Here is a 21,544-nt window from a genome sequence, read left to right as displayed (position 1 = left end):
AGGTTTCAAGCGCTTTTTTGCGCTCAAAGGCAACTATTTAACATTTGACGCGAAGGAACCACCTGCCCCGGATCAGGGAGCCGGTGCGGGGCTACCCGCGACCGGCGCGAGCGGCACGATGGGGATGACGCTGCTCAAGCCGAGCAGCGCGGCCAGCGGTGCCTGCGGCTGCGCGACCTGGTCGATCGTGTAGCGGTCGAGTTCGGCGAGGAACGCATTGCTCGCGGCCTGAAGCGCGCCGCGTAGCCGGCACTGCGACGTGATTACACAGGAGGAGCGCTGCACCCCCTGCTGATCGGGCAGACACGCGACCACCGCGAAGTCGCTTTCCGTCGCACGGACGACCTCGCCTACGGTCAGCAGGCGGGTTCGCTCCGCAATACGGAGGCCGCCATTGCGGCCGCGCACCGTCTCGACCCAACCGCGTTCGCCGAGTTGCTGCACGACTTTCATCAGATGATTCTTGGAAATTCCGTACGCATTCGAAATATCCTGAATGGTCGACAATCCTGCACCTCGCACGGCGAGATATAGCAGGACGCGTAGTGAGTAATCCGTATAGTCGGTGAGTCTCATAGGGCAGATATCACGATGCGCGCAGGCCGCGATTCGAGGATAACCGCGTCGATGCAAGGGTTGCCGGGGGCCGCTGCTTCGCCCTAAGATGCAGGCGTTACGCATGTTTGATTTTTCTGCGCTACGTCAGACGGGGTTCTTTCTTGTTCTCTCGTGACTAATGGTAGCGTTTCCCGCATAAACCATTCGTGCGAAAAGCGGGGTAATCGCTGCCCTTCTCATTTCGTTAACGCATGGGTCGACGCCGCATCCGACGACCTCTGGCAATATTTGCCGGAACCTGGCGCGAACCCTTCCAGGTACTCGCGAACCAGCGTTGCGAGCCGCGCCTGCGCCATTGGAAGCCGTTTTTTTCTGGAATTCGCATGAACCCCTCTTTTCCCGCCGCGCCGGTGGTCGAACGCGCCGCCGAGCCGACCGAGGCGAATATTCGCGACCTCGTGTACGGCTTCTACGACCGGGTGCGCGCCGATCCGTTGCTCGGCCCTGTTTTCGACGCCACGCTGGCTGGGCGCTGGGACGATCATCTGCCGAAAATGTGTACGTTCTGGGGCAGCCTCGTGCTTGGGGCAAAGCAGTATCGCGGCAACGTGCAGCAGGCGCATCAGCCGATCGAGGGCGTCGAGCCGCAACATTTCAGCCGCTGGCTGTATCTGTTTCTGGATACGGTCGAGTCGCGCTACCAGCCTGCGGCGGCGGTCAGGTTCATGGAGCCGGCGCTGCGGATCGCGCAGAGCTTGCAGTTGAGCAAGTTCGGTTGGGACTACAAGATTCCGGTGGAGCAGCAGGAATTGCTGGAGCGGATTGCACCACGCCGTCCGCGCGACGATGACGACGCGCATCACACAAAGCGTCCGGCTGGAGAGCCGTTTCCAACGCGGATCATCGGGCGCGGGCGAGATGACTGAGACGGGTTCGGCCGGGCGCGGGCAGCGTGCGTTTTTCAGGCCACGCGTCGTTGTGATTGGGCAAATGCAGGCGCTGGCTTAAGCCGCGCCTTACCGATTGCCCGATTCGACACCCCAGCGCGCCAGCGCAGCATCATCGGTGACACGGGCGTCGACCCAGCGCTCGCCGGCTTCGGTTTTCTCCTTCTTCCAGAACGGCGCCTGGGTTTTCAGATAGTCCATCACAAATTCACACGACGCAAACGCCTCCCCGCGATGCGCGGCCGTCGTCGCCACCAGCACGATCTGGTCGAGCGGATAAAGCTTGCCGACCCGGTGCACGATCAAAACGTCGATGCCCGGCCAACGCTCCCGCGCACTCACGACGATCGCTTCGAGCGACTTCTCCGTCATACCCGGATAGTGTTCGAGCTCCATCGTCTCGACGGTGCTGCCGTCGTTCAGATCGCGCACGGTGCCGACGAAGCACGCGACCGCTCCGATCTTCGGATTACGCGCGCGCAACGCGGCGACCTCGGCGGTGAGGTCGAAATCTTCCGTCTGGACGCGAACGGGCATGGAGAACTCCTGGGCGATTGGGCGTGGTTTGAGGTTGGATCCGGTCGAAGCAGCGCCGCTCAACCGCCCGTGACGGGGGGAAAGAACGCGACTTCGCAACCTTCGGTCACGCGCGTGCCGGGGTCGGTCATTACGTGATTGCAGGCCATGCGCAGCGCGCGGCCTTCGGCGAGGGTGTCGGCCCAGACTCCGCCGCGCACGCGCAGCCACGCGCGCACATCGCCGACGGTCGCGATGCCGTCAGGCAGTTCGACCGACTCGTTGGCCAGATCGAGCGCTTCGCGCACGCTTGCAAAATATCGAAGTTGAATCTTCATCGGGACGGCTTTCAGTTCAGCAATTCGGAAAATGGAATGAAGCGCACGGTTTCGCCCGCGCTGATCGCGTGATTCGGCGGATTGTCGATCAGGCCGTCGCCCCAAACCGTCGACGTCAGCACGGCGGAACTCTGATTGGCGAACAGATCGAGCCCACCCTCGGCGTTGATACGCGCACGCAGGAACTCATTGCGTCGATCGGCTTTTTTCTGGGTGAAGTCGGCGCGCAGCGACAGCGCGCGAGGCGCGACGGCCTCGACGCCTGCGAGGCGCAGCAGGAACGGCCGCACGAACAGCAGGAAGGTCGCGAAACTGGAAACCGGATTGCCCGGCAAGCCGATAAAAAAGGTTTCCGCAGACGCCGACATTGATCCCGGCCCCGCCGCGTCATCACGGCGCACCGCACCGAACGCGAGCGGCTTGCCGGGCTTCATTGCAATCTGCCACATCGCCAGGCGCCCTTCGGCCTCCACCGCCGGTTTCACATGATCTTCCTCGCCGACGGACACGCCGCCACAGGTCAGAATCAGATCGTGCGCCTGAGCGGCTTCGCGCAACGTGGCGCGGGTCGCATCGAGCTTGTCGGCGACGATGCCGTAGTCGGTGACTTCGCAGCCGAGCCTGTCCAGCAGCGCGCGCAACGTAAAGCGATTCGAGTTGTAGATTGCGCCGGGTTTCAGCGGCTCGCCGGGCATGGTCAGTTCGTCGCCGGTAAAGAAAACGGCGACCTTGACGCGGCGGCGCACCTCCAGCTGAGCACAGCCCACTGACGCCGCCAATCCAAGCGCCTGCGGCGTCAGCCGTGTGCCCGCGGGCAGAATGACCGAGCCGTTGCGGATATCCGCGCCTTGAGCCGTGATCCATTCGCCGGCTTGCGGGGTATGCAGAATCGTGACTTCATCGCTCGTGGATTCGGCTTGCTCCTGCATCACGATCGCGTCCGCGCCGGGCGGCACCGTCGCGCCGGTGAAGATGCGCGCCGCGCTGCCGGGCGCGAGCGGCGTGGGTGCGTGACCTGCCGGGATGCGCTGCGAGACGGGCAAACGGGTGCTGCCCGGTTGCGTGAGGTCGGCCGTGCGGATCGCGTAGCCGTCCATCGCGCTGGTGTTCATCGGCGGGACGTCTAGCGGCGAGATGACATCCGCGGAAAGCACGCGGTTCAGCGCCTGCAACGTGGGAATCGATTCGGTGCCGGCGATCGGGCTGGCGGCGCTGAGCAAGGTCGCCAACGCGTCGGCAGTGGCGAGCATCGGGGCGCGGGGCGTCGGTGTGGACATCGGGAATTTCGAAGCCGCTGGTTAAAAGAACATTGTAGCGGTCGATGCCGTCAGCCTGGGCAGCACGGCGTTATGGAGGAATTTCTGTTCGGGAACGCTTGCCTGGGGAAATGCATGGCAAGCGGTATCTGCCTATTTCATGCTGCAATCAAGGCTGGGCAGGCTGCAAGGCCTGCCCAATCCTGGTCCTACTCGTAGTCCTACTTTTACTCGCCCGCTTATTCGCCGGTGTTCGCGACGATAAAGTCCTTCACGCGCTGTGCGTCGGCCGGCAACACTTCAAAGCGCTGCGGCAGCGACTCCAGGCCCGAAAACGCAGCGGGCCGCTCCGGTTCGCGCAACAGCGCCTCGCGGATCGTCTCGCCGAACTTGATCGGCTGTGCAGTCTCCAGCACGATCATCGGAATGCCCGCTTGCAGATGCTCGCGCGCCACCTTCAGACCGTCGGCGGTGTGCGTGTCGATCATCGTGTCGTAACGCTCGAACACGTCGCGGATCGTCTCCACGCGCGTGTCGTGGCTGCTGCGACCCGACACGAAACCGAACTCTTTCACGCGGGCAAAATCGCCGCTCGCCGCGAGATCGAAACCGCCCTTTTCTTCGACGTCGCGGAACAGTTGCAACACACGCGCCGGATCGCGATCGAGCAGATCGAACACGAAACGCTCGAAGTTCGACGCCTTCGAAATGTCCATGCTCGGGCTGGTCGTGTGATACGTCTCAGCCGCTTTGCGCACGCGATAAATACCGGTGCGGAAGAACTCGTCGAGCACGTCGTTTTCGTTCGTGGCGACCACCAGCTTCTCGATCGGCAGACCCATCATCCGCGCGATGTGACCCGCGCAGACGTTGCCGAAATTGCCCGACGGCACCGTGAACGACACGCGCTCGTCATTGCTCTTCGTGGCGGCGAAATAGCCCTTGAAGTAGTAGACGACCTGCGCGACGACCCGCGCCCAGTTGATCGAGTTGACCGTGCCGATCTTGTACTTCGCCTTGAACGCGTGATCGTTCGACACGGCCTTGACGATGTCCTGCGCGTGGTCGAACACGCCTTCGACCGCGAGGTTGAAGATGTTCGGGTCTTGCAGGCTGTACATCTGCGCGGTCTGGAACGCGCTCATCTTCTTGTGCGGCGACAGCATGAACACGCGGATGCCCTTCTTGCCGCGCATCGCGTATTCGGCAGCGCTGCCGGTGTCGCCCGAGGTTGCGCCGAGAATGTTCAGCGTTTCACCATGCTTGGCCAGCGCATATTCGAACAGGTTGCCGATCAACTGCATCGCCATGTCCTTGAACGCGAGCGTCGGACCGTTCGACAGTTCCAGCAGCGACAGCGTCGCGCCGCTCTCGACGCCCAGCGTTTTCAGCGGCGTGATCTGCGCGGCGCTTTCGTCGTCGCGCACGTTGCAGTAGGTCTCGGCCGTGTAGGTCTTGCGCGTGAGTGCGCGCAGGTCGTCGGCGGGGATATCGTCGACGAATTTCGACAGCACTTCGAACGCGAGGTCCGCGTACGGCAGCGTGCGCCAGCGCGCGAGTTCATCCGGTGTGACGCGCGGGTAGACAGCGGGCAGATACAGGCCGCCGTCTTTCGCGAGACCGCCCAGCAGGATGTCCGAGAAGGTGTGATGCTCGCCGGCTCCGGCGCCGCGCGTGGAGAGATAGTTCATAGTTCGGCCTAGTTCAGCGCTTCCATGCGCAGCTTCGTGACTTGCGAGACAACGGTCTTCAGCGCTTCGATCGTCTTGATCGCCGCGTTGACGTGCTTTTCAACCGTTTCGTGCGTAATCAGGATGATGTCGGTTTCGCCCTTGCCGTTCGCGTCGACCTGCTCCGATTCCTTCTGCAACAGCGCGTCGATCGAGATACCGGTGTCGGCGAGAATGCGCGTGATGTCGGCGAGCACGCCGGTCACATCGGCCACCCGCAGACGCAGGTAATAACCGCTCGTCACTTCGTCGATCGGCAGGATCGGCGTGTTCGACAGGCTGTCCGGCTGGAACGCCAGATGCGGCACGCGATGCTCCGGGTCAGCCGTATGCAGACGCGTCACGTCGACCAGATCGGCGACCACGGCGGAAGCCGTCGGCTCAGCGCCCGCGCCCTTGCCGTAGTACAGCGTGGTGCCCACTGCGTCGCCGTGCACGACGACCGCGTTCATCGCGCCTTCCACGTTCGCCAGCAGACGCTTTTCCGGGATCAGCGTGGGATGCACGCGCAACTCGATGCCCTTTTCAGCGCGGCGCGCAATGCCCAGCAGCTTGATGCGGTAGCCGAGTTCTTCCGCGTATTTGATGTCGATTGCGGCGAGCTTGCTGATGCCTTCGACGTACGCCTTGTCGAACTGCACCGGCACGCCGAACGCGATCGCGCTCATGATCGTCGCCTTGTGCGCGGCGTCCACGCCTTCGATATCGAAAGTCGGATCGGCTTCGGCATAGCCCAGTTCCTGCGCGGCCTTCAGCGCGGTCGCGAAGTCGAGCCCACGGTCACGCATTTCCGACAGGATGTAATTCGTCGTGCCGTTGATGATGCCCGCGATGTACTGGATGCGATTGGCCGTCAGCCCTTCGCGCAGCGCCTTGATGATCGGAATGCCGCCAGCCACCGCCGCTTCGAACGACACCATCACGCCATTGGCGCGCGCCGCCTCGAAAATTTCGGTGCCGTGCACCGCGAGCAGCGCCTTGTTGGCCGTCACGACATGCTTGCGATTCTTGATCGCGCGCAGCACGAGGTCGCGAGCGAGGCCCGTGCCGCCGATCATTTCGGCCACGATGTCGATCGACGGATCGTCGACCACCGCGTTGAAGTCATCGGTCAGCGCGACGCTGCCGGCTTCCGTGCCGAGCGCTGCTGTGGCCTTGGCGGGATTGCGCACGGCGATGCGCGCAACCTCGATGCCGCGGCCCGCGCGACGTTTGATTTCTTCCTGATTGCGACGCAGTACCGTGAAGGTGCCGCTGCCTACCGTGCCGAAGCCCAGCAGTCCAACTTTGATCGGTTCCATGCAGCGTGTGTTTTCGAGTAGGTGATTAAAAAGTGCCCCCAACTCTGGCGTTTTGCGCCAGTCCCCCGAGGGGGATGAGAAAACCTGGGCGGCCGCTTCAGGCGGCCCGGCGTTTTCTCACGAGGAAACGGGTATCAGGTGGCGCGCCATGCGCCACATTGTGCGTCAGGCCGTGTGACGCTTGCGGTAACCGTCGAGGAAACGCGCGATCCGGTTGATCGAATCGGCGAGATCGTCGACGTTCGGCAGGAACACGACGCGGAAGTGATCCGGCGTTTTCCAGTTGAAACCGGAGCCTTGCACGAGCAGCACGCGCTCTTCGAGCAGAAGATCGAGGATGAACTGCTGGTCGTCCTTGATCGGATAAATTTTCGGGTCGAGGCGCGGGAACATGTACAGCGCCGCTTCCGGCTTCACGCAGCTCACGCCGGGGATCGCCGTCAGCATGTCATACGCGAGTTCGCGCTGTTTGTACAGGCGGCCGCTCGGCACGATCAGATCGTTGATGCTCTGGTAGCCGCCCAGCGCCGTCTGGATCGCATACTGGCCCGGCACGTTCGGGCACAGGCGCATCGACGCCAGAATGCCGAGGCCTTCGAAATAGTCCTTACCGTTACGGCGGTTCTCGCCGGTCAGGCCCGAAATGAACATCCAGCCCGCGCGATAGCCGCACGCACGGTAGCTCTTCGACAGGCTGTTGAACGTGACGGTGAGCACGTCGTCGGACAGCGCGGCCATCGCCGTGTGCTTCTTGCCGTCGTAGACGATCTTGTCGTAGACCTCGTCGGCGAAGATCACGAGGCCGTGCTGGCGCGCGATTTCGATCAGGCCGAGCAGCAGTTCGTCGGAATACAGCGCGCCGGTCGGGTTGTTCGGGTTGATCACGACGAGCGCGCGCGTATTCGGCGTGATTTTCGCGCGAATGTCGTCCAGATCGGGCATCCAGCGATTCGACTCATCGCAGATGTAGTGCACCGGCGTGCCGCCCGACAGGCTCACGCCAGCGGTCCACAGCGGGTAATCGGGCGCGGGCAGCAGCACTTCGTCGCCGTCGTTCAGCAGGCCCTGCAGCGCCATCACGATCAGCTCGGACGCGCCGTTGCCGATGTAGATGTCGTCCAGTTCGACGCCGTGCACGCCCTTTTGCTGCGTGTAATGCATGATCGCCTTGCGCGCGGCGAACACACCTTTGGAGTCGGAATAGCCGGACGATCCCGGCAGATTCAGGATCATGTCCTGAATGATTTCGTCGGGCGCATCGAAGCCGAACGGCGCGAGATTGCCGATGTTCAGCTTGATGATGCGGTGCCCTTCTTCTTCGAGCCGCTTCGCATGTTCGAGGACGGGCCCGCGAATGTCATAGCAGACATTCAACAACTTGTTGGATTTGAGAATCGGTTTCACGGCGGGCACTTCATCCTGGTTAATGACTTGATGGCTTGACGGCTTGAGCGAACCGGCCGGCCGGGGTAACGACACTGGACGCCGGGACGGGCAAGTTCGCCGAGTCGTGGATTCGGGCGCGCGGCAGACCGGCGACGGCCGCCAGACGCGATTGGGACTGCCCTCGGACCGCCGCTTTCGACTTCCTTTTTCGACGCTGTTTCCGGCATTGTCAGGTAGCGACGGGTTGATTAGCCGCGCTTCAGTTGCCGCGCGAATCGCCGTTTTTCGATCTTCCCGCCGCTTACTGGGCGGCTCGGTGGACCCGCCTGGCGGTCCGTCAGCATCGAAACCTCTCGGCTCGCGATGCGGGCGGATGGCGGCTAACCCGATCCAGCCAACACCCGAGACAAAACCTGGGAGCGAGACCAGAAGTCCACCCGGGATACAAACAAACGGGCAAAACAGCGGACAAAAAACAGACGAAAAGCGGCCGAAAGCGTACAAAACCAGCGCAGGTAGCCGGTGGGCCGCGCCGATGCACCCAGCGCGGCTTGTGGCGGCGATTGGGCGAGGGGCGCCGCAAGGCGGCTAAAAAGTTATAATTTAGCGGATTTTGGCCGACTTCCGCAATGCACCACCCGCAACGGCAAGCCTTTTCGGCCCTTTCGTATTCCTCGCGCGTCGCGCCGCCCTGCTTTCGTTCCATCCGGTCAGGCCCGCCGGCGCGCACGACGTCTCTCGACGACTTCGGAAAATCAATTTGAAATTACATCAGGATTCCAGCGCCGCCCTGAACACCGTCACCGGCTACGGCGCCGACTATGTCGAAATCAATCTGGTGCGCCATTCGGGCAGCATTCTCGTACTGCCGCAGGCACCGGTCGTCCCGTGGCCCGTCGCGTCGTTCGAACAACTGAGCGCCGAGCATTTCGCAATGCTCGTCGATTCCGCGCCGGAAGTGGTCGTGTTCGGCAGCGGCGACAAGCTGCGCTTTCCGCATCCGCGACTCACCGCCGCGCTCACCGCGAAGCGCATCGGCGTCGAAACGATGGATTTCAAGGCCGCCTGCCGCACGTACAACATTCTGATGGCCGAGGGCCGCAAGGTCGCGGCCGCGTTGCTGATCGAAGCGTAGCGGCGGCGGACGTTGGGGGCGGCCTCGCCATGGTCTTCGGCGGCTAGCAGGCCATTTAGAGCCTGCCGGGTGGATTCGCTGAGCCCCTGATGGCCTTCCCTACGTTGCTGGCCCGGCCCGAAAGCGCGTAGACCGGCAGGACGGAAGTCCGCGCTCCATGCATTGCGTATCGAACGATCAGCCTGCCCGCCGCAGCGATGACCCACACACCCTCGCCGCGACCAGGCCGATAACGTACACTGCGCGCCATCGGTGCGCTGACGATTCATCGGAATCGATCTCACTTCGCGCTGGTCGCCGGGCTTCGGGCGCCTTTGGGTCTGGGCCAGGCGACTGTAGCCGGCGGCCGGCGGTCGATAACTGGCGGCAATCCGAAAAGCATACGGCGAGCAGTACAGTGGCCCTCATGCCCAGACGCCCGCCAAAGGCCGCCTGGCATCGCCGGCTGCCGATTCCAGACAACATCGCTTCGCTGCGTACGCGGCGTCGCCCAACAGGTTGAAATCCATGAACGATACGCCGTCGAGGCTACCGCTCAATCGCACCACGATCCTGCTGCTGGTGCTGGCCCTCGCCGTGATCTGGTTCGTGCCGCTCGGCTGGCGCCACCTTCTGCCGAGTGACGAAGGCCGCTATGCCGAAATGGCGCGCGAGATGTTCGTCACCGGCGACTGGATCACGCCGCGCTACAACGGCTACAAGTATTTCGAAAAACCGCCGCTGCAAACGTGGGCGAACGCGCTGACCTTCGCGTGGTTCGGCATCGGCGAGTGGCAGGCGCGGCTTTATACCGCGCTGACCGGCTTTGCCGGCGTGCTGCTGATCGGCTTCACCGGCGCGCGCGTGTTCAACGCGGCGACCGGCGTATTCGCGGCGATCGTGCTGGCCTGTTCGCCGTACTGGAACCTGATGGGCCATTTCAACACGCTCGACATGGGCCTGTCGTTCTGGATGGCGCTGACGCTGTGCTCGCTGATGCTCGCGCAGCGCCCCAACCTGTCGACCGGCTGCGTACGCGGCTGGATGTGGATCTGCTGGGCGTCGATGGCGCTCGCGGTGCTGTCGAAGGGTCTGGTCGGCGTGATCCTGCCGGGCGCGGTGCTGGTGCTGTACACGCTGATCGCGCGCGACTGGGCGCTGTGGAAGCGCCTGCATCTGATCGGCGGCCTGATCGTGTTCTTCGCGATCGTCACGCCGTGGTTCGTGCTGGTGCAGCAACGCAACCCCGAATTCCTGAACTTCTTCTTCATCGTCCAGCAGTTCAAGCGCTATCTGACGCCCGAGCAGAACCGTCCGGGCGCGTTCTATTACTTCGTGCCGGTGCTGCTGGTGGGCTTCCTGCCGTGGCTGTCGATCACGGTGCAAAGCATGCGCCACGCATGGCGCCAGCCGCGTCAGCCGAACGGCTTCGCTCCTGTCACGCTGATGATGACGTGGACCGTCTTCATCTTCCTGTTCTTCAGCGCGTCGCACTCGAAGCTGCTGTCCTACACGCTGCCGATTGCGCCGCCCATCGCGATGCTGATCGGCATGTACCTGCCGCTCGTCACGCGCGACCAGCTGCGCCGTCATCTGGCGGGCTATGCGCTGTTCTTCGTGGTGGCGGCGTTCGCGGCGCTGTTCCTCGGGCGCCTCGGCAGCGGACGCAATCCGGCCGAGCTGTACATCGAATACCGGAGCTGGGTGCTCGCTGCGCTCGGCGTCGCTTTCGTGCTGACCCTGGCCGCGCTGTGGCTGAACCGTAGCAGCAAGGCGGGGATTCTCGGCGCGGTCGCCAGTTTCGGGGCGGCGTGGCTGCTGCTCGGCACGATCGCCGGCACGGGTCACGACGTGTTCGGACGCCAGAGTTCCGGCGCCCTGCTCGCGCCCGCGATCAAGGCCGAACTCGCGAAGCTGCCGCCCGATACGCCGTTCTACTCGGTCGGCGTGCTCGATCACACACTGCCGTTCTACGTCGGCCATACGACGATCATGGTCGAACATGCCGACGAACTGACCTTCGGCGTGACCGTCGAACCGCAGAAGTGGGTGCCGTCGATCGACCAGTGGATCGAGCGCTGGAAGGCCGACCGCTACGCGCTCGCGCTGATCCCGCCGTCGACTTACGACCGTTTCGTCGCGCAAGGTCTGCCGATGCAGGTGATCGCGCGCGATTCGCGTCGCGTGGTGGTGATGAAGCCGCTGGAGCCGCTTCAGCCGCAGACGCCGCAAGCCGCGCCCGCCGCCCCCGCTGTGTCCGCGCCGTCGCCGGTGGAAAAACCACAACAATGACCCCATCTCAGGATCTGACCGTTCGATGAACCCGATTTCCCTCATTTGCATCCTCGCGGGCGTGACGCTGAACGCCGGCGCGCAGTTGCTGCTGAAAGCCGGCACCAATGCCGTTGGACACTTCGAATTCACCCGTGCGAACATCCTGCCCATCGGCTGGCGGCTCGCGACCCAGGCGCCGGTGATCGGCGGCCTGGCATGCTATGTGATCAGCGTGGTCGTGTGGATCGTCGGACTGTCGCGGGTCGACGTGTCGATCGCGTATCCGATGCTGTCGCTCGGCTACGTCGTCAACGCGTTTGCGGCCTGGTATCTGTTCGGCGAGGTGATGTCGGTGCAGAAGCTGGTCGGGATCGGCATCATCCTGATCGGCGTGGTGGTGCTGGCGCGCAGCTAGGAGCATGGTGGCGGCCAGACGGTTGGTCAGCCCGACCTGCGCGGTTTGAAACGGATGTTCACGCGCGGCCCGAAACCCGCAGCCTGAAACGATTTATTACCGATTATTGTCGAAGCCGGCTAGCCCGGCGCAGCCGGTACAAGATACCGTAAGCAGACCCGCCGTCTGGCTAAGCGACACTTAAGGTCCGCCACGGTAAGCTTTACGGTTTCGCCTTTTTTGCCGCGGCCTTGGGTTTGCGCGTAGTTTGTGGTTTACTTCGCGCCCTTCGGGTAGCGCCCCTCTCAATCGAGCGAAGCATTCATGAGCCAGTCAACAGTTCCAGTTTTGCCGTTTTTGCCGTTCGTCAAACCCGAGATCGATGAAGAAACGATCCAGGGCGTCGCCGACGTGCTGCGCTCCGGCTGGATCACCACCGGTCCGCAGAACCAGAAGTTCGAAGCGGCGCTGTCCGAGTTCTGCGGCGGACGTCCGGTGCGCACGTTCAATTCCGGCACGGCGACGATGGAAATCGGCCTGCGCATCGCGGGCGTAGGTCCCGGTGACGAAGTCATCACCACCCCGGCCACCTGGGTGTCCACCTGCAACGTAATCCTGCAGGTCGGCGCGACGCCGGTGTTCGTCGACATCGATCCGGTCAGCCGCAACATCGACCTGAATCTGCTGGAAAAGGCCATCACGCCGCGCACCAAGGCGCTGCTGCCGGTTTATCTGTCGGGCCTGCCGGTCGATATGGACCGCCTGTACGCGATCGCCCGCGAGCACAAGCTGCGCGTGATCGAAGATGCCGCGCAGGCGTTCGGCTCGACGTGGAACGGCGAGCGCATCGGCAAGCTCGGCGACATCGTGTCGTTCAGCTTCCACGCGAACAAGAATCTGACTTCGATCGAAGGCGGCGCGCTGGTGCTGAACAACGAGGAAGAAGCGTTGCTGGCCCAGAAGTACCGGCTGCAAGGCATTACCCGCACGGGCTTCGACGGCATGGACTGCGACGTGCTCGGCGGCAAATACAATCTGACGGACGTCGCCGCGCGCGTCGGGCTCGGTCAACTGCCGCACATGGCGCGGTTCATCGAGCAGCGCAAGAAGCTGGTGCGCCTCTATTTCGCCGGCCTGGGCAAAGGCCCGGCGGCGGAACTGGGAGTCGGCCTGCCGTTCGCCGACCTCGACAACAGCAACTGGCACATGTTCCAGATCACGCTGCCGCTCGAGAAACTGTCGATCGACCGCGCCGGTTTCATGGGTCAACTGAAAGAGCGCGGCATCGGCTCGGGCGTGCATTACCCGGCGCTGCACCTGTTCACGCTGTACCGCGAGCGTGGTTTCAAGGAAGGCATGTTCCCGCACGCGGAGCGCTTCGGCGAAACCACCGTCACGCTGCCGCTGTTCACGCTGATGAACGAAGGCGACGTGGAGCGGGTCTGTCGCGCGGTCAATGAAATTTGCGAACAATACGGAAAGTAAAGCGGAAATGACTTATTCGGAACATCGCGCCGTCGCACCGGAAGTGTCGATCATCATTCCGGTGTACAACGAGGAAGCCGGGCTGGCCGCGCTGTTCGCGCGCCTTTATCCGGCGCTCGACGCGCTCGGCACCGGTTATGAAGTGATCTTCATCAACGACGGCAGCCGCGACAAATCCGCCGCTCTGCTCGCCGAGCAGTTCCGCGCGCGGCCCGACACGTCTCGCGTGATCCTGCTGAACGGCAACTACGGCCAGCACATGGCGATTCTGGCGGGCTTCGAGCAGTCGCGCGGCGAGATCGTCATCACGCTCGACGCCGACCTGCAGAATCCGCCGGAAGAGATCGGCAAGCTCGTGTCGAAAATGCGCGAAGGCTACGACTACGTCGGCACGATCCGCCTGCAGCGCCAGGACAGCCTGTGGCGCCGCAAGGCCTCGCGCGCGATGAACCGGCTGCGCGAGCGCATCACGCGCATCAAGATGACCGACCAGGGCTGCATGCTGCGCGCGTACAGCCGGCACATCATCGACACGATCAATCGTTGCGGCGAAATCAACACGTTCATTCCGGCGCTCGCTTACACGTTCGCGCAGAATCCGGTCGAGATCGAAGTCGCGCACGAAGAGCGCTTTGCCGGCGAATCGAAGTACTCGCTGTATTCGCTGATCCGGCTGAATTTCGACCTCGTCACCGGTTTTTCGGTGGTGCCGCTGCAATGGCTGTCGTTCATCGGCGTGATCCTGTCGCTCGGGTCCGCCGCACTGTTCGTGCTTCTGCTGATTCGACGCTTCATCATCGGCGCGGAAGTGCAAGGTGTATTCACGCTGTTCGCCGTGATGTTCTTCCTGCTTGGCGTGATCATCTTCGCGCTCGGGCTGCTCGGCGAATATATCGGCCGGATCTATCAGCAGGTGCGCGCGCGTCCGCGTTATCTGGTGCAGACCATTCTTGAACAGCGCGACGGCACGACCGTGACCGAAACGCCGCGTCAAGCCGTGGTGCAGGCTGTGCAGGCCGCTCCGCTTGTCGATCAGGGCCCGAATCCATGAAGCCGCGCGCAGTCGTATTCGCTTATCACAACGTCGGCGTGCGCTGCCTGCAGGTGCTGCTCGCGCTCGGCGTGGACGTGGCGCTGGTCGTCACGCATGAAGACAACCCGAGCGAGAACATCTGGTTCGGCAGCGTCGCGTCGGTCGCGGCTGAACACGGTATTCCGGTCGTCACGCCCGCCGATCCGAAGAGCCCGGAATTGCGCGCCGCCATCAGCGCCGCGCGCCCGGACTTCATCTTCTCGTTCTACTACCGCCACATGTTGCCGGTCGACCTGCTGGCTCTCGCTGCACGGGGCGCTTACAACATGCACGGCTCGCTGCTGCCGAAATACCGCGGCCGCGTGCCGACCAACTGGGCAGTGATTTACGGCGAAACCGAAACCGGCGCGACGCTGCACGAAATGGCCGCGAAGCCCGACGCGGGCGCGATCATCGCGCAGACGCCGGTGCCGATTCTGCCCGACGACACCGCCGCGCAAGTGTTCGACAAGGTGACGGTCGCCGCCGAACAGACGCTGTGGCGCGTGCTGCCCGCCTTGCTCGCGGGCGAAGCGCCGCATCTGCCGAACGATCTCACGCACGGCAGCTACTACGGCGGCCGCAAGCCCGAAGACGGCCGGATCGACTGGAGCCAACCCGCGCAGCAGGTGTACAACCTGATCCGCGCGGTCGCTCCACCCTATCCCGGCGCTTTCACCGACATCGGCGATCAGCGATTTATCGTCGCACGTGCACGCCTGGCCGCGCCTGGCGCGCTTCGCTCAGATTTGCCGCCCGGCCTGCACGTAAGCGATAATGCCGTTTTCGCGATTTGCGGCGACGGTCGCACGATTGCCATCCACGAATTGCGGCACCAGCGCGACGGCAGCGAAACTGTCGTCACCCCGGCCGAATTCGCCCAGCTCATTCGAACTCCCCTCCAAAGTCCCCGTTACTCATGAAAAAAGTCCTGATTCTGGGTGTGAACGGCTTCATCGGCCATCACCTGTCCAAACGCATTCTCGAAACGACCGATTGGGAAGTCTTCGGGATGGACATGCAGACTGAACGTCTGGGCGACCTCATCAATCATGAGCGGATGCACTTCTTCGAAGGCGACATCACGATCAATAAGGAGTGGGTCGAATATCACGTCAAGAAGTGCGACGTGATCCTGCCGCTCGTCGCGATCGCGACGCCCGCCACGTACGTCAAGCAGCCGTTGCGCGTGTTCGAACTCGACTTCGAGGCGAACCTGCCGATCGTCCGCTCGGCCGTCAAGTACGGCAAGCACCTCGTGTTTCCGTCGACCTCCGAGGTCTACGGCATGTGCACCGACGAGCAGTTCGATCCGGAAGAATCGCAACTGTCGTACGGCCCGATCAACAAGCCGCGCTGGATCTACGCGTGCTCGAAGCAGTTGATGGACCGCGTGATCTGGGGCTACGGCATGGAAGGCCTGAACTTCACGCTGTTCCGTCCGTTCAACTGGATCGGCCCGGGCCTCGATTCGATCTACACGCCGAAGGAAGGCAGCTCGCGTGTGGTCACGCAGTTCCTCGGCCACATCGTGCGCGGCGAGAACATCAGCCTCGTCGACGGCGGCGCGCAAAAGCGTGCGTTCACGGATATCGACGACGGCATCGGCGCGCTGATGAAGATCATCGAGAACAAGGACGGTGTCGCGACGGGCAAGATCTACAACATCGGCAACCCGACCAACAATTTCTCGGTGCGTGAACTCGCGCACAAGATGCTGACGCTGGCCGCCGAATTCCCCGAATACGCGGACATGGCCAAGCAGGTTCAGCTGGTCGAAACGTCGTCGGGCGCTTACTACGGCTCGGGCTACCAGGACGTGCAGAACCGCGTGCCGAAGATCGACAACACGATGCAGGAACTCGGCTGGGCGCCGAAGTCGACCTTCGACGAAGCGCTGCGCAAGATTTTCGAAGCGTATCGCGGCCATGTCGGCGAAGCGCGCGCGCTCGTCGAACAGCAATAAGGGCTGATCCTTGGCCCGTATCGTCCTGAAGATCGACGTCGACACGCTGCGCGGCACCCGCGAAGGCGTGCCGAATCTCGCGCGCATCTTCGACCGTTTCAAGGCGCGCGCCACTTTCCTCTTCAGCCTTGGGCCCGACCACACCGGTTGGGCGATGCGCCGCGTTTTACGGCCGGGGTTTCTGAAGAAGGTGTCGCGTACTTCGGTGGTCGAACACTACGGCATCAAGCAGTTGATGTACGGCGTGCTGCTGCCGGGGCCGGACATCGGCGCGAAGACATCGGCTGAAATGCGCGCGATTCATGAAGCCGGCTTCGAATGCGGCATTCATACGTGGGATCATGTGTACTGGCAGGACAACGTGCGCTCCAAAGATCGTGCGTGGACGGCTGCGCAAATGCAGAAAAGCCACGACCGTTTCGCCGACATTTTCGGCGGCCCGCCGGTGACGCACGGTGCGGCCGGCTGGCAGATGAACGGCTATGCGTTCGAGCAGATCGACGCGTGGGGCATGCACTACGCGTCCGACGGCCGGGGCCATTCGCCGTATCTTCCGGTTGTAGACGGCAAGACGCTCGCGCATGTGCAAATGCCGACCACGCTGCCCACGCTCGACGAAGTGCTCGGCGTGGACGGTGTCGATCTGCACAACGTCGCCGACTGGATGTTGAAGCGTACCGAGAACAACCCGCACGACCAGGTGTTCACGCTGCACGCGGAACTCGAAGGGCAAAAGCTCGCGCCCATTTTCGAACAGCTGCTTGAAGGCTGGCGCGCGCAAGGTCACACGTTCGCGACCATGGGCGATTACTACGCCACGCTAGACCGCAGCTCGCTGCCATCGTACCCTGTTACGTGGGGCGAAATTCCAGGGCGCTCCGGCGAACTGATTGTCCAGCCCTGACGGGCCAACCTGCCGCACACCCTGACGACCCGGTCTCGCGCGAGAGTATGCCGCGCCAGGCCGACCTCCCCCAAGCCTCGATGCCAGGCCGACGCCACCGCAGCAACACCGGGCGGCGCCGGCCATAACAACCGGAGAACCTCGTGTCCATCGCAGTCGACCAACCCATCCCTGACTTCACCGCCCCCGCTACCGGCGGCGAGATCACGCTGTCCAAACTGCGGGGCAAGAAGGTGGTGCTGTATTTCTACCCGAAGGACAACACGCCGGGCTGCACGACCGAAGGTCTGCAATTCCGCGACCTGTATCCGAAGTTCAAGAAGGCCGGCGCGGAAATTCTCGGCGTGTCGCGCGATAGCCTGCGTTCGCATGACAATTTCAAGGCGAAGCTCGAATTGCCCTTCCCGCTGATTTCCGACCCGGAAGAAAATTTGTGCGCGCTCTTCAGCGTCATCAAAATGAAGAAAATGTATGGCAAAGAAGTACGGGGAATTGAACGCTCCACGTTCCTCATCGACGCCGAAGGAGTACTGCGCCAGGAGTGGCGTGGCGTAAAAGTACCAGGCCACGTCGACGATATTCTGGAGGCTGTACAAGCGCTTTGAGGCGCGATATATTGGGTTCCAATGAGTGCCTGTCCATCCCAAATTTCCCGCAGCTGCGCCAGACTCGACGGTCGTTTTACCGGTTTTGTTGCTTATGCCGGTACCGTCGGAGTCGTGAGGTGCAACGCGAGCACTGTAGGCGAGCCGCTTGCTCCACACGCTGGGGCGGCGGCTTTTTTAATTGCGCGCCGCCGTTCGTTCACACGGTCGCGCGCTTCCGTTAAGGAGCCGATCGAAGACCAGGCGAACCGGCATCTCTAGACCGAATGCGCGCCTCCGGGCGCAAACTGCGTGCGCATCCACTGGCACCGGCAGAATGCGACAGGCGGCGCACGATATGTGACCCGATAAATTCGAGGGAAACCATGCCTTTGCCTACCCCCCCCAGCAAGCTCGGCAATCTCCTGCCGCCTGACGAATACAAGGCCAAAGCCGCCACCCCGGCGCGCTCCGCCGCGAAGAAACAGGCTGGCGTTGGGGAGTCCACTGAATCGGCCGACTACGGCCGCGCGAACGTCGCCACGCCAATGGCGCACGCCGCCAATGCAGCGACCACGCTGCGCACTGTGCCGGCTGCGTCGGCATCTACCGCTGCGTCCGAAGCCACTGGGCAAGCCGCCCCGGCGCGCAGCGCATCGGCGCCCGGCCGCAAATCGAAGCAAACCGCTGCGTTGTTGCAACCGGTTCCGGCTGCACGTCCGCAGGCCGAACCCGCTGCGCCGGTAGCTGAGCCGCAACCGGTCGTCGCCCGCACGCCGAGCGCGAAACAGCCTGCGGCGAGCACGCCCGCGGCTGCCGCGCCGGCTACACGCGGCACCAGCAAGAAACGCGGCGCAGCCACTGAACCGGTCGAAATGCAGAAACTGTTCGTGCTCGACACGAACGTGCTGATGCACGATCCGAGCTGCCTGTTCCGTTTCGAGGAACACGACGTCTATCTGCCGATGATGACGTTGGAAGAACTCGACAACCACAAGAAAGGCATGTCGGAAGTCGCGCGTAACGCTCGCCAGGTGAGCCGCACGCTCGACGCGCTGGTCGCGAACGCCGGCAACATGTCCGACGGCATTTCGCTGGCGCGTCTGGGCAGCCGCGAGGCGTCCGGGCGTCTGTACTTCCAGACCAAGCTGACCGCGATCGAACCGGTCGAAGGTCTGCCGGAAGGCAAGGCCGACAACCAGATTCTCGGCGTCGTACGCGCATTGCAGCGTGACCGGGCGGACCGCCAGGTCGTGCTGGTGTCGAAAGACATCAACATGCGCATCAAGGCGCATGCGCTCGGCCTGCCCGCCGAAGACTACTTTAATGACCAGGTGCTCGAAGACAGCGATCTGCTGTACTCCGGCATCCGCGCGCTGCCGCAAGACTTCTGGACCAAGCACGCGAAGGGCATGGAGAGCTGGCAGGACACCAAAACCGGCACCACGTATTACCGTGTGACCGGTCCGCTGTGTCCGTCGATGCTGGTCAACGAGTTCGTTTATCTCGAGCCGCAAAACGGCGAGCCGGCGTTTCATGCGCTGGTGCGCGAGTTGAACGGCAAGACGGCGTTGTTGCAGACGCTGCGCGACTACGGCCACCACAAGAACAACGTGTGGGGCATCACGGCGCGCAATCGCGAGCAGAACTTCGCGCTGAATCTGCTGATGAACCCGGAGATCGACTTCGTCACGCTGCTGGGTCAGGCAGGTACGGGCAAGACGCTGGTCGCGCTCGCGGCCGGCCTCGCGCAGGTGCTCGACGACAAGCGCTACAACGAGATCATCGTCACGCGGGCCACCGTGCCGGTCGGCGAAGACATCGGCTTCCTGCCGGGTACCGAAGAGGAAAAAATGCAGCCGTGGATGGGTGCATTCGACGACAACCTCGAAGTCCTGCAGAAAACCGACGACGCCGCCGGTGAATGGGGCCGCGCTGCGACTCAGGAGTTGATCCGCTCGCGTCTGAAGGTCAAGAGCATGAACTTCATGCGTGGCCGCACGTTCGTAGACAAATACCTGATCATCGACGAAGCGCAGAACCTGACGCCGAAACAGATGAAAACGCTGGTCACGCGCGCAGGTCCGGGCACGAAGATCATCTGTCTGGGCAATATCGCGCAGATCGATACGCCGTACCTGACCGAAGGCAGTTCGGGGCTGACGTATGTGGTCGACCGCTTCAAGGGTTGGGCGCACAGCGGGCACGTGACGCTGGCGCGCGGCGAGCGTTCGCGCCTGGCAGACTACGCATCGGAAATCCTTTAAGTTTCAACTAGTTAGACTTTTACAAAGCCGCGTCTGGAGTTGCTCCAGACGCGGCTTTTTTATCGCCTTCATGTAACTGAAAACGTCATTCGGGCAACACTTAGCGCACAAACTTCAAGTAATTTATCAAGAATTCTTGCCGCAGCCGCGTTCTGCGGGCTACCATCCCGAAATCGTCCGTCAGTAAACGAGCGTTTAACGCTCGCCCCGTTTTCATGCGCCGACTCGCGTTTTCCCTGCTGACCGTCCTGTTGCTCGCCGCGTGTGCCGGCGCGCCGCAGAAAACGTCACGCGGCGGGTCCGGCAGTTCCGTGATCGTGGCAAACGGCGCTTATCACGCGCCGCCGCCGGGCTTCCCGAATTTTGTCGATCACAGCATCGGCCGCGAAGAAATCTCGATTCAGGCGATGAGTCTCGTCGGCGTTCCGTACCGTTGGGGCGGCAATACGCCCGACAGCGGCTTCGATTGCAGCGGCCTGGTTCGCTATGTCGTATTGCGCGCGGCGTCGGTGAATCTGCCGCGAACGACCGCCGATATGAGCGGACGCGGTGAATCCATCGAACCCGACCAGGTCGCGCCTGGGGATCTGATTTTCTTCAACACGACCGGGCGCGCGCATTCGCACGTCGGGATTTATGTCGGCAAGCTGCGCTTCGTCAACGCGCCGTCGACCGGCGGCACCGTGCGGCTCGACTACCTGACCAATCCGTACTGGGCCAAGCGTTTCGATGGGATCAGGCGCGTGGCTGGGCCGGCTGCGACGCCAGCGCCGTTTGATACGCCGAGTTATCAGGCCGCCGCGCCGCAGTCGGAGCGTGATGCACAGGTTGCAGGAGCGGGCGCCGCGGCGGGGACGGCAGGTAATGTCGCACCGTCGGCGACAAGGGCGGCAGCGCAATCGCCGGTTTATGTTGCGGAGCCACAGTCGTCACAGAATCGACAGATCCAACAAGCTCGCGTCACTGAGGCTCATGCGCCTTTAGTTGCGGCTCCCGATCAGACGACGACTACAGCTCGGGCGGCTCCGGCGGATCAGTTCGAGCCCCCGCCGCCAGGCTTGAGTGCCGCGCAAATGCAGGCGCGCGCCGCAGGTGCGGTATCTCCCGCAACGGCTTCGACCGCTCAAGCTCGCGCGTATGACGCCGCTAACGGCGCTTCTACACAACCAACGATAACCGCACGTTCCGTCCCACAAGCTTCAGCGGGTCGCGAACCGGACGCAATCGATGCCGCCGCTGATGCCTTTGAACCGCCGCCCCCCGCTTCAGTGGCCGTCCGGCAGGCACAGCAGGCTCAGCAAGTTGAAGAAAACGGCAGTGTGCAGATCATGCGCGCGTCGACGGGCTCACGCAGCATGCCCGCGCCGACACAAACCAACGACGATCCGATTGCGCGCTTCGCCAACGGCAACTTTTGATTTTCCGCTGCGGGTAACAGCCGGAAAGGTCGAC

General features: G+C 63.0%; 19 protein-coding genes. 12 read left to right on the top strand and 7 right to left on the bottom strand.

What is annotated here, in order from left to right; genetic code table 11:
* Positions 1–72: 72 nt before the first annotated feature.
* Entirely contained in the window at positions 73–576 is a 504-nt protein-coding gene (locus BLS41_RS08365) for an Rrf2 family transcriptional regulator (protein WP_074763872.1), read from the bottom strand.
* A 365-nt stretch (positions 577–941) separates the two neighbouring features.
* Here BLS41_RS08365 and BLS41_RS08360 point away from each other — a divergent pair, with 365 nt between their 5' ends.
* Entirely contained in the window at positions 942–1,484 is a 543-nt protein-coding gene (locus BLS41_RS08360) for a group III truncated hemoglobin (RefSeq protein WP_074763871.1), read from the top strand.
* A gap of 90 nt (positions 1,485–1,574) precedes the next feature.
* Here BLS41_RS08360 and moaE read toward each other — a convergent pair whose 3' ends face one another.
* The 6 genes from moaE to BLS41_RS08330 all read right to left on the bottom strand — a co-directional run bounded on the left by moaE (position 1,575) and on the right by BLS41_RS08330 (position 8,059).
* Positions 1,575–2,042: a molybdopterin synthase catalytic subunit MoaE gene (moaE, locus tag BLS41_RS08355; RefSeq protein WP_074763870.1), complete on the bottom strand. Its 468-nt coding sequence runs from the start codon at positions 2,040–2,042 to the stop codon at positions 1,575–1,577.
* Between the two features lie 59 nt (positions 2,043–2,101).
* Entirely contained in the window at positions 2,102–2,359 is a 258-nt protein-coding gene (gene moaD, locus BLS41_RS08350) for a molybdopterin converting factor subunit 1 (RefSeq protein WP_074763869.1), read from the bottom strand.
* Positions 2,360–2,370: 11 nt separating this feature from the next.
* Entirely contained in the window at positions 2,371–3,609 is a 1,239-nt protein-coding gene (locus BLS41_RS08345) for a molybdopterin molybdotransferase MoeA (protein ID WP_074763868.1), read from the bottom strand.
* 245 nt (positions 3,610–3,854) lie between these two features.
* A complete protein-coding gene (gene thrC, locus BLS41_RS08340) occupies positions 3,855–5,306 on the bottom strand; it encodes a threonine synthase (protein ID WP_074763867.1) in 1,452 nt (483 codons plus the stop codon).
* 8 nt (positions 5,307–5,314) lie between these two features.
* Positions 5,315–6,646, bottom strand: coding sequence for a homoserine dehydrogenase (locus BLS41_RS08335; protein ID WP_074763866.1), 1,332 nt, complete (start codon positions 6,644–6,646; stop codon positions 5,315–5,317).
* Between the two features lie 165 nt (positions 6,647–6,811).
* Positions 6,812–8,059: a pyridoxal phosphate-dependent aminotransferase gene (locus BLS41_RS08330; RefSeq protein WP_074766382.1), complete on the bottom strand. Its 1,248-nt coding sequence runs from the start codon at positions 8,057–8,059 to the stop codon at positions 6,812–6,814.
* Between the two features lie 733 nt (positions 8,060–8,792).
* On the opposite strand from BLS41_RS08330, the gene BLS41_RS08325 reads away from it, so the two are divergent.
* The 11 genes from BLS41_RS08325 (at position 8,793) to BLS41_RS08270 (ending at position 21,510) form a co-directional block, all read left to right on the top strand.
* Entirely contained in the window at positions 8,793–9,167 is a 375-nt protein-coding gene (locus BLS41_RS08325) for an Mth938-like domain-containing protein (protein WP_074763865.1), read from the top strand.
* Between the two features lie 507 nt (positions 9,168–9,674).
* Entirely contained in the window at positions 9,675–11,438 is a 1,764-nt protein-coding gene (locus tag BLS41_RS08320) for an ArnT family glycosyltransferase (protein ID WP_074763864.1), read from the top strand.
* Positions 11,439–11,463: 25 nt separating this feature from the next.
* Entirely contained in the window at positions 11,464–11,835 is a 372-nt protein-coding gene (locus BLS41_RS08315) for an SMR family transporter (protein ID WP_074763863.1), read from the top strand.
* Between the two features lie 303 nt (positions 11,836–12,138).
* A complete protein-coding gene (locus BLS41_RS08310) occupies positions 12,139–13,299 on the top strand; it encodes a DegT/DnrJ/EryC1/StrS family aminotransferase (protein ID WP_074763862.1) in 1,161 nt (386 codons plus the stop codon).
* A 7-nt stretch (positions 13,300–13,306) separates the two neighbouring features.
* Positions 13,307–14,350 (top strand): glycosyltransferase, encoded by a 1,044-nt coding sequence (locus BLS41_RS08305; protein ID WP_074763861.1) that lies wholly within the window; start codon positions 13,307–13,309, stop codon positions 14,348–14,350.
* Positions 14,347–15,294, top strand: a complete 948-nt coding sequence (locus tag BLS41_RS08300; protein ID WP_074763860.1) for a formyltransferase — start codon at positions 14,347–14,349, stop codon at positions 15,292–15,294. Before BLS41_RS08305 ends, BLS41_RS08300 begins: the two co-directional genes overlap by 4 nt.
* On the top strand, positions 15,291–16,337 hold the full coding sequence (locus tag BLS41_RS08295) for a bifunctional UDP-4-keto-pentose/UDP-xylose synthase (protein ID WP_074763859.1): 1,047 nt from the start codon (positions 15,291–15,293) through the stop codon (positions 16,335–16,337). The genes BLS41_RS08300 and BLS41_RS08295 overlap by 4 nt, the downstream gene beginning before the upstream one ends.
* A gap of 10 nt (positions 16,338–16,347) precedes the next feature.
* Positions 16,348–17,241 (top strand): polysaccharide deacetylase family protein, encoded by an 894-nt coding sequence (locus BLS41_RS08290; RefSeq protein ID WP_074763858.1) that lies wholly within the window; start codon positions 16,348–16,350, stop codon positions 17,239–17,241.
* Positions 17,242–17,384: 143 nt separating this feature from the next.
* Positions 17,385–17,846: a peroxiredoxin gene (locus BLS41_RS08285; RefSeq protein WP_074763857.1), complete on the top strand. Its 462-nt coding sequence runs from the start codon at positions 17,385–17,387 to the stop codon at positions 17,844–17,846.
* A 365-nt stretch (positions 17,847–18,211) separates the two neighbouring features.
* Positions 18,212–20,092, top strand: coding sequence for a PhoH family protein (locus BLS41_RS08275; protein WP_074763856.1), 1,881 nt, complete (start codon positions 18,212–18,214; stop codon positions 20,090–20,092).
* Between the two features lie 215 nt (positions 20,093–20,307).
* On the top strand, positions 20,308–21,510 hold the full coding sequence (locus tag BLS41_RS08270) for a C40 family peptidase (RefSeq protein ID WP_074763855.1): 1,203 nt from the start codon (positions 20,308–20,310) through the stop codon (positions 21,508–21,510).
* Positions 21,511–21,544 lie beyond the last annotated feature (34 nt).

It is taken from the genome of Paraburkholderia fungorum, from assembly GCF_900099835.1.
GTDB lineage: Bacteria > Pseudomonadota > Gammaproteobacteria > Burkholderiales > Burkholderiaceae > Paraburkholderia > Paraburkholderia fungorum_A.
This window is presented reverse-complemented; position numbering and strand designations above follow the sequence as displayed.

What these genes read in the sequence shown, in the direction of transcription:
- thrC (WP_074763867.1), bottom strand. Translation starts at nt 5,306, where the DNA reads ATGAACTATCTCTCCACGCGCGGCGCCGGAGCCGGCGAGCATCACACC.
- moaD (WP_074763869.1), bottom strand. Translation starts at nt 2,359, where the DNA reads ATGAAGATTCAACTTCGATATTTTGCAAGCGTGCGCGAAGCGCTCGAT.
- BLS41_RS08295 (WP_074763859.1), top strand. Translation starts at nt 15,291, where the DNA reads ATGAAAAAAGTCCTGATTCTGGGTGTGAACGGCTTCATCGGCCATCAC.
- BLS41_RS08300 (WP_074763860.1), top strand. Translation starts at nt 14,347, where the DNA reads ATGAAGCCGCGCGCAGTCGTATTCGCTTATCACAACGTCGGCGTGCGC.
- moaE (WP_074763870.1), bottom strand. Translation starts at nt 2,042, where the DNA reads ATGCCCGTTCGCGTCCAGACGGAAGATTTCGACCTCACCGCCGAGGTC.
- BLS41_RS08275 (WP_074763856.1), top strand. Translation starts at nt 18,212, where the DNA reads ATGCCTTTGCCTACCCCCCCCAGCAAGCTCGGCAATCTCCTGCCGCCT.
- BLS41_RS08315 (WP_074763863.1), top strand. Translation starts at nt 11,464, where the DNA reads ATGAACCCGATTTCCCTCATTTGCATCCTCGCGGGCGTGACGCTGAAC.
- BLS41_RS08270 (WP_074763855.1), top strand. Translation starts at nt 20,308, where the DNA reads ATGCGCCGACTCGCGTTTTCCCTGCTGACCGTCCTGTTGCTCGCCGCG.
- BLS41_RS08360 (WP_074763871.1), top strand. Translation starts at nt 942, where the DNA reads ATGAACCCCTCTTTTCCCGCCGCGCCGGTGGTCGAACGCGCCGCCGAG.
- BLS41_RS08310 (WP_074763862.1), top strand. Translation starts at nt 12,139, where the DNA reads ATGAGCCAGTCAACAGTTCCAGTTTTGCCGTTTTTGCCGTTCGTCAAA.
- BLS41_RS08320 (WP_074763864.1), top strand. Translation starts at nt 9,675, where the DNA reads ATGAACGATACGCCGTCGAGGCTACCGCTCAATCGCACCACGATCCTG.
- BLS41_RS08345 (WP_074763868.1), bottom strand. Translation starts at nt 3,609, where the DNA reads ATGCTCGCCACTGCCGACGCGTTGGCGACCTTGCTCAGCGCCGCCAGC.
- BLS41_RS08335 (WP_074763866.1), bottom strand. Translation starts at nt 6,646, where the DNA reads ATGGAACCGATCAAAGTTGGACTGCTGGGCTTCGGCACGGTAGGCAGC.
- BLS41_RS08365 (WP_074763872.1), bottom strand. Translation starts at nt 576, where the DNA reads ATGAGACTCACCGACTATACGGATTACTCACTACGCGTCCTGCTATAT.
- BLS41_RS08305 (WP_074763861.1), top strand. Translation starts at nt 13,307, where the DNA reads ATGACTTATTCGGAACATCGCGCCGTCGCACCGGAAGTGTCGATCATC.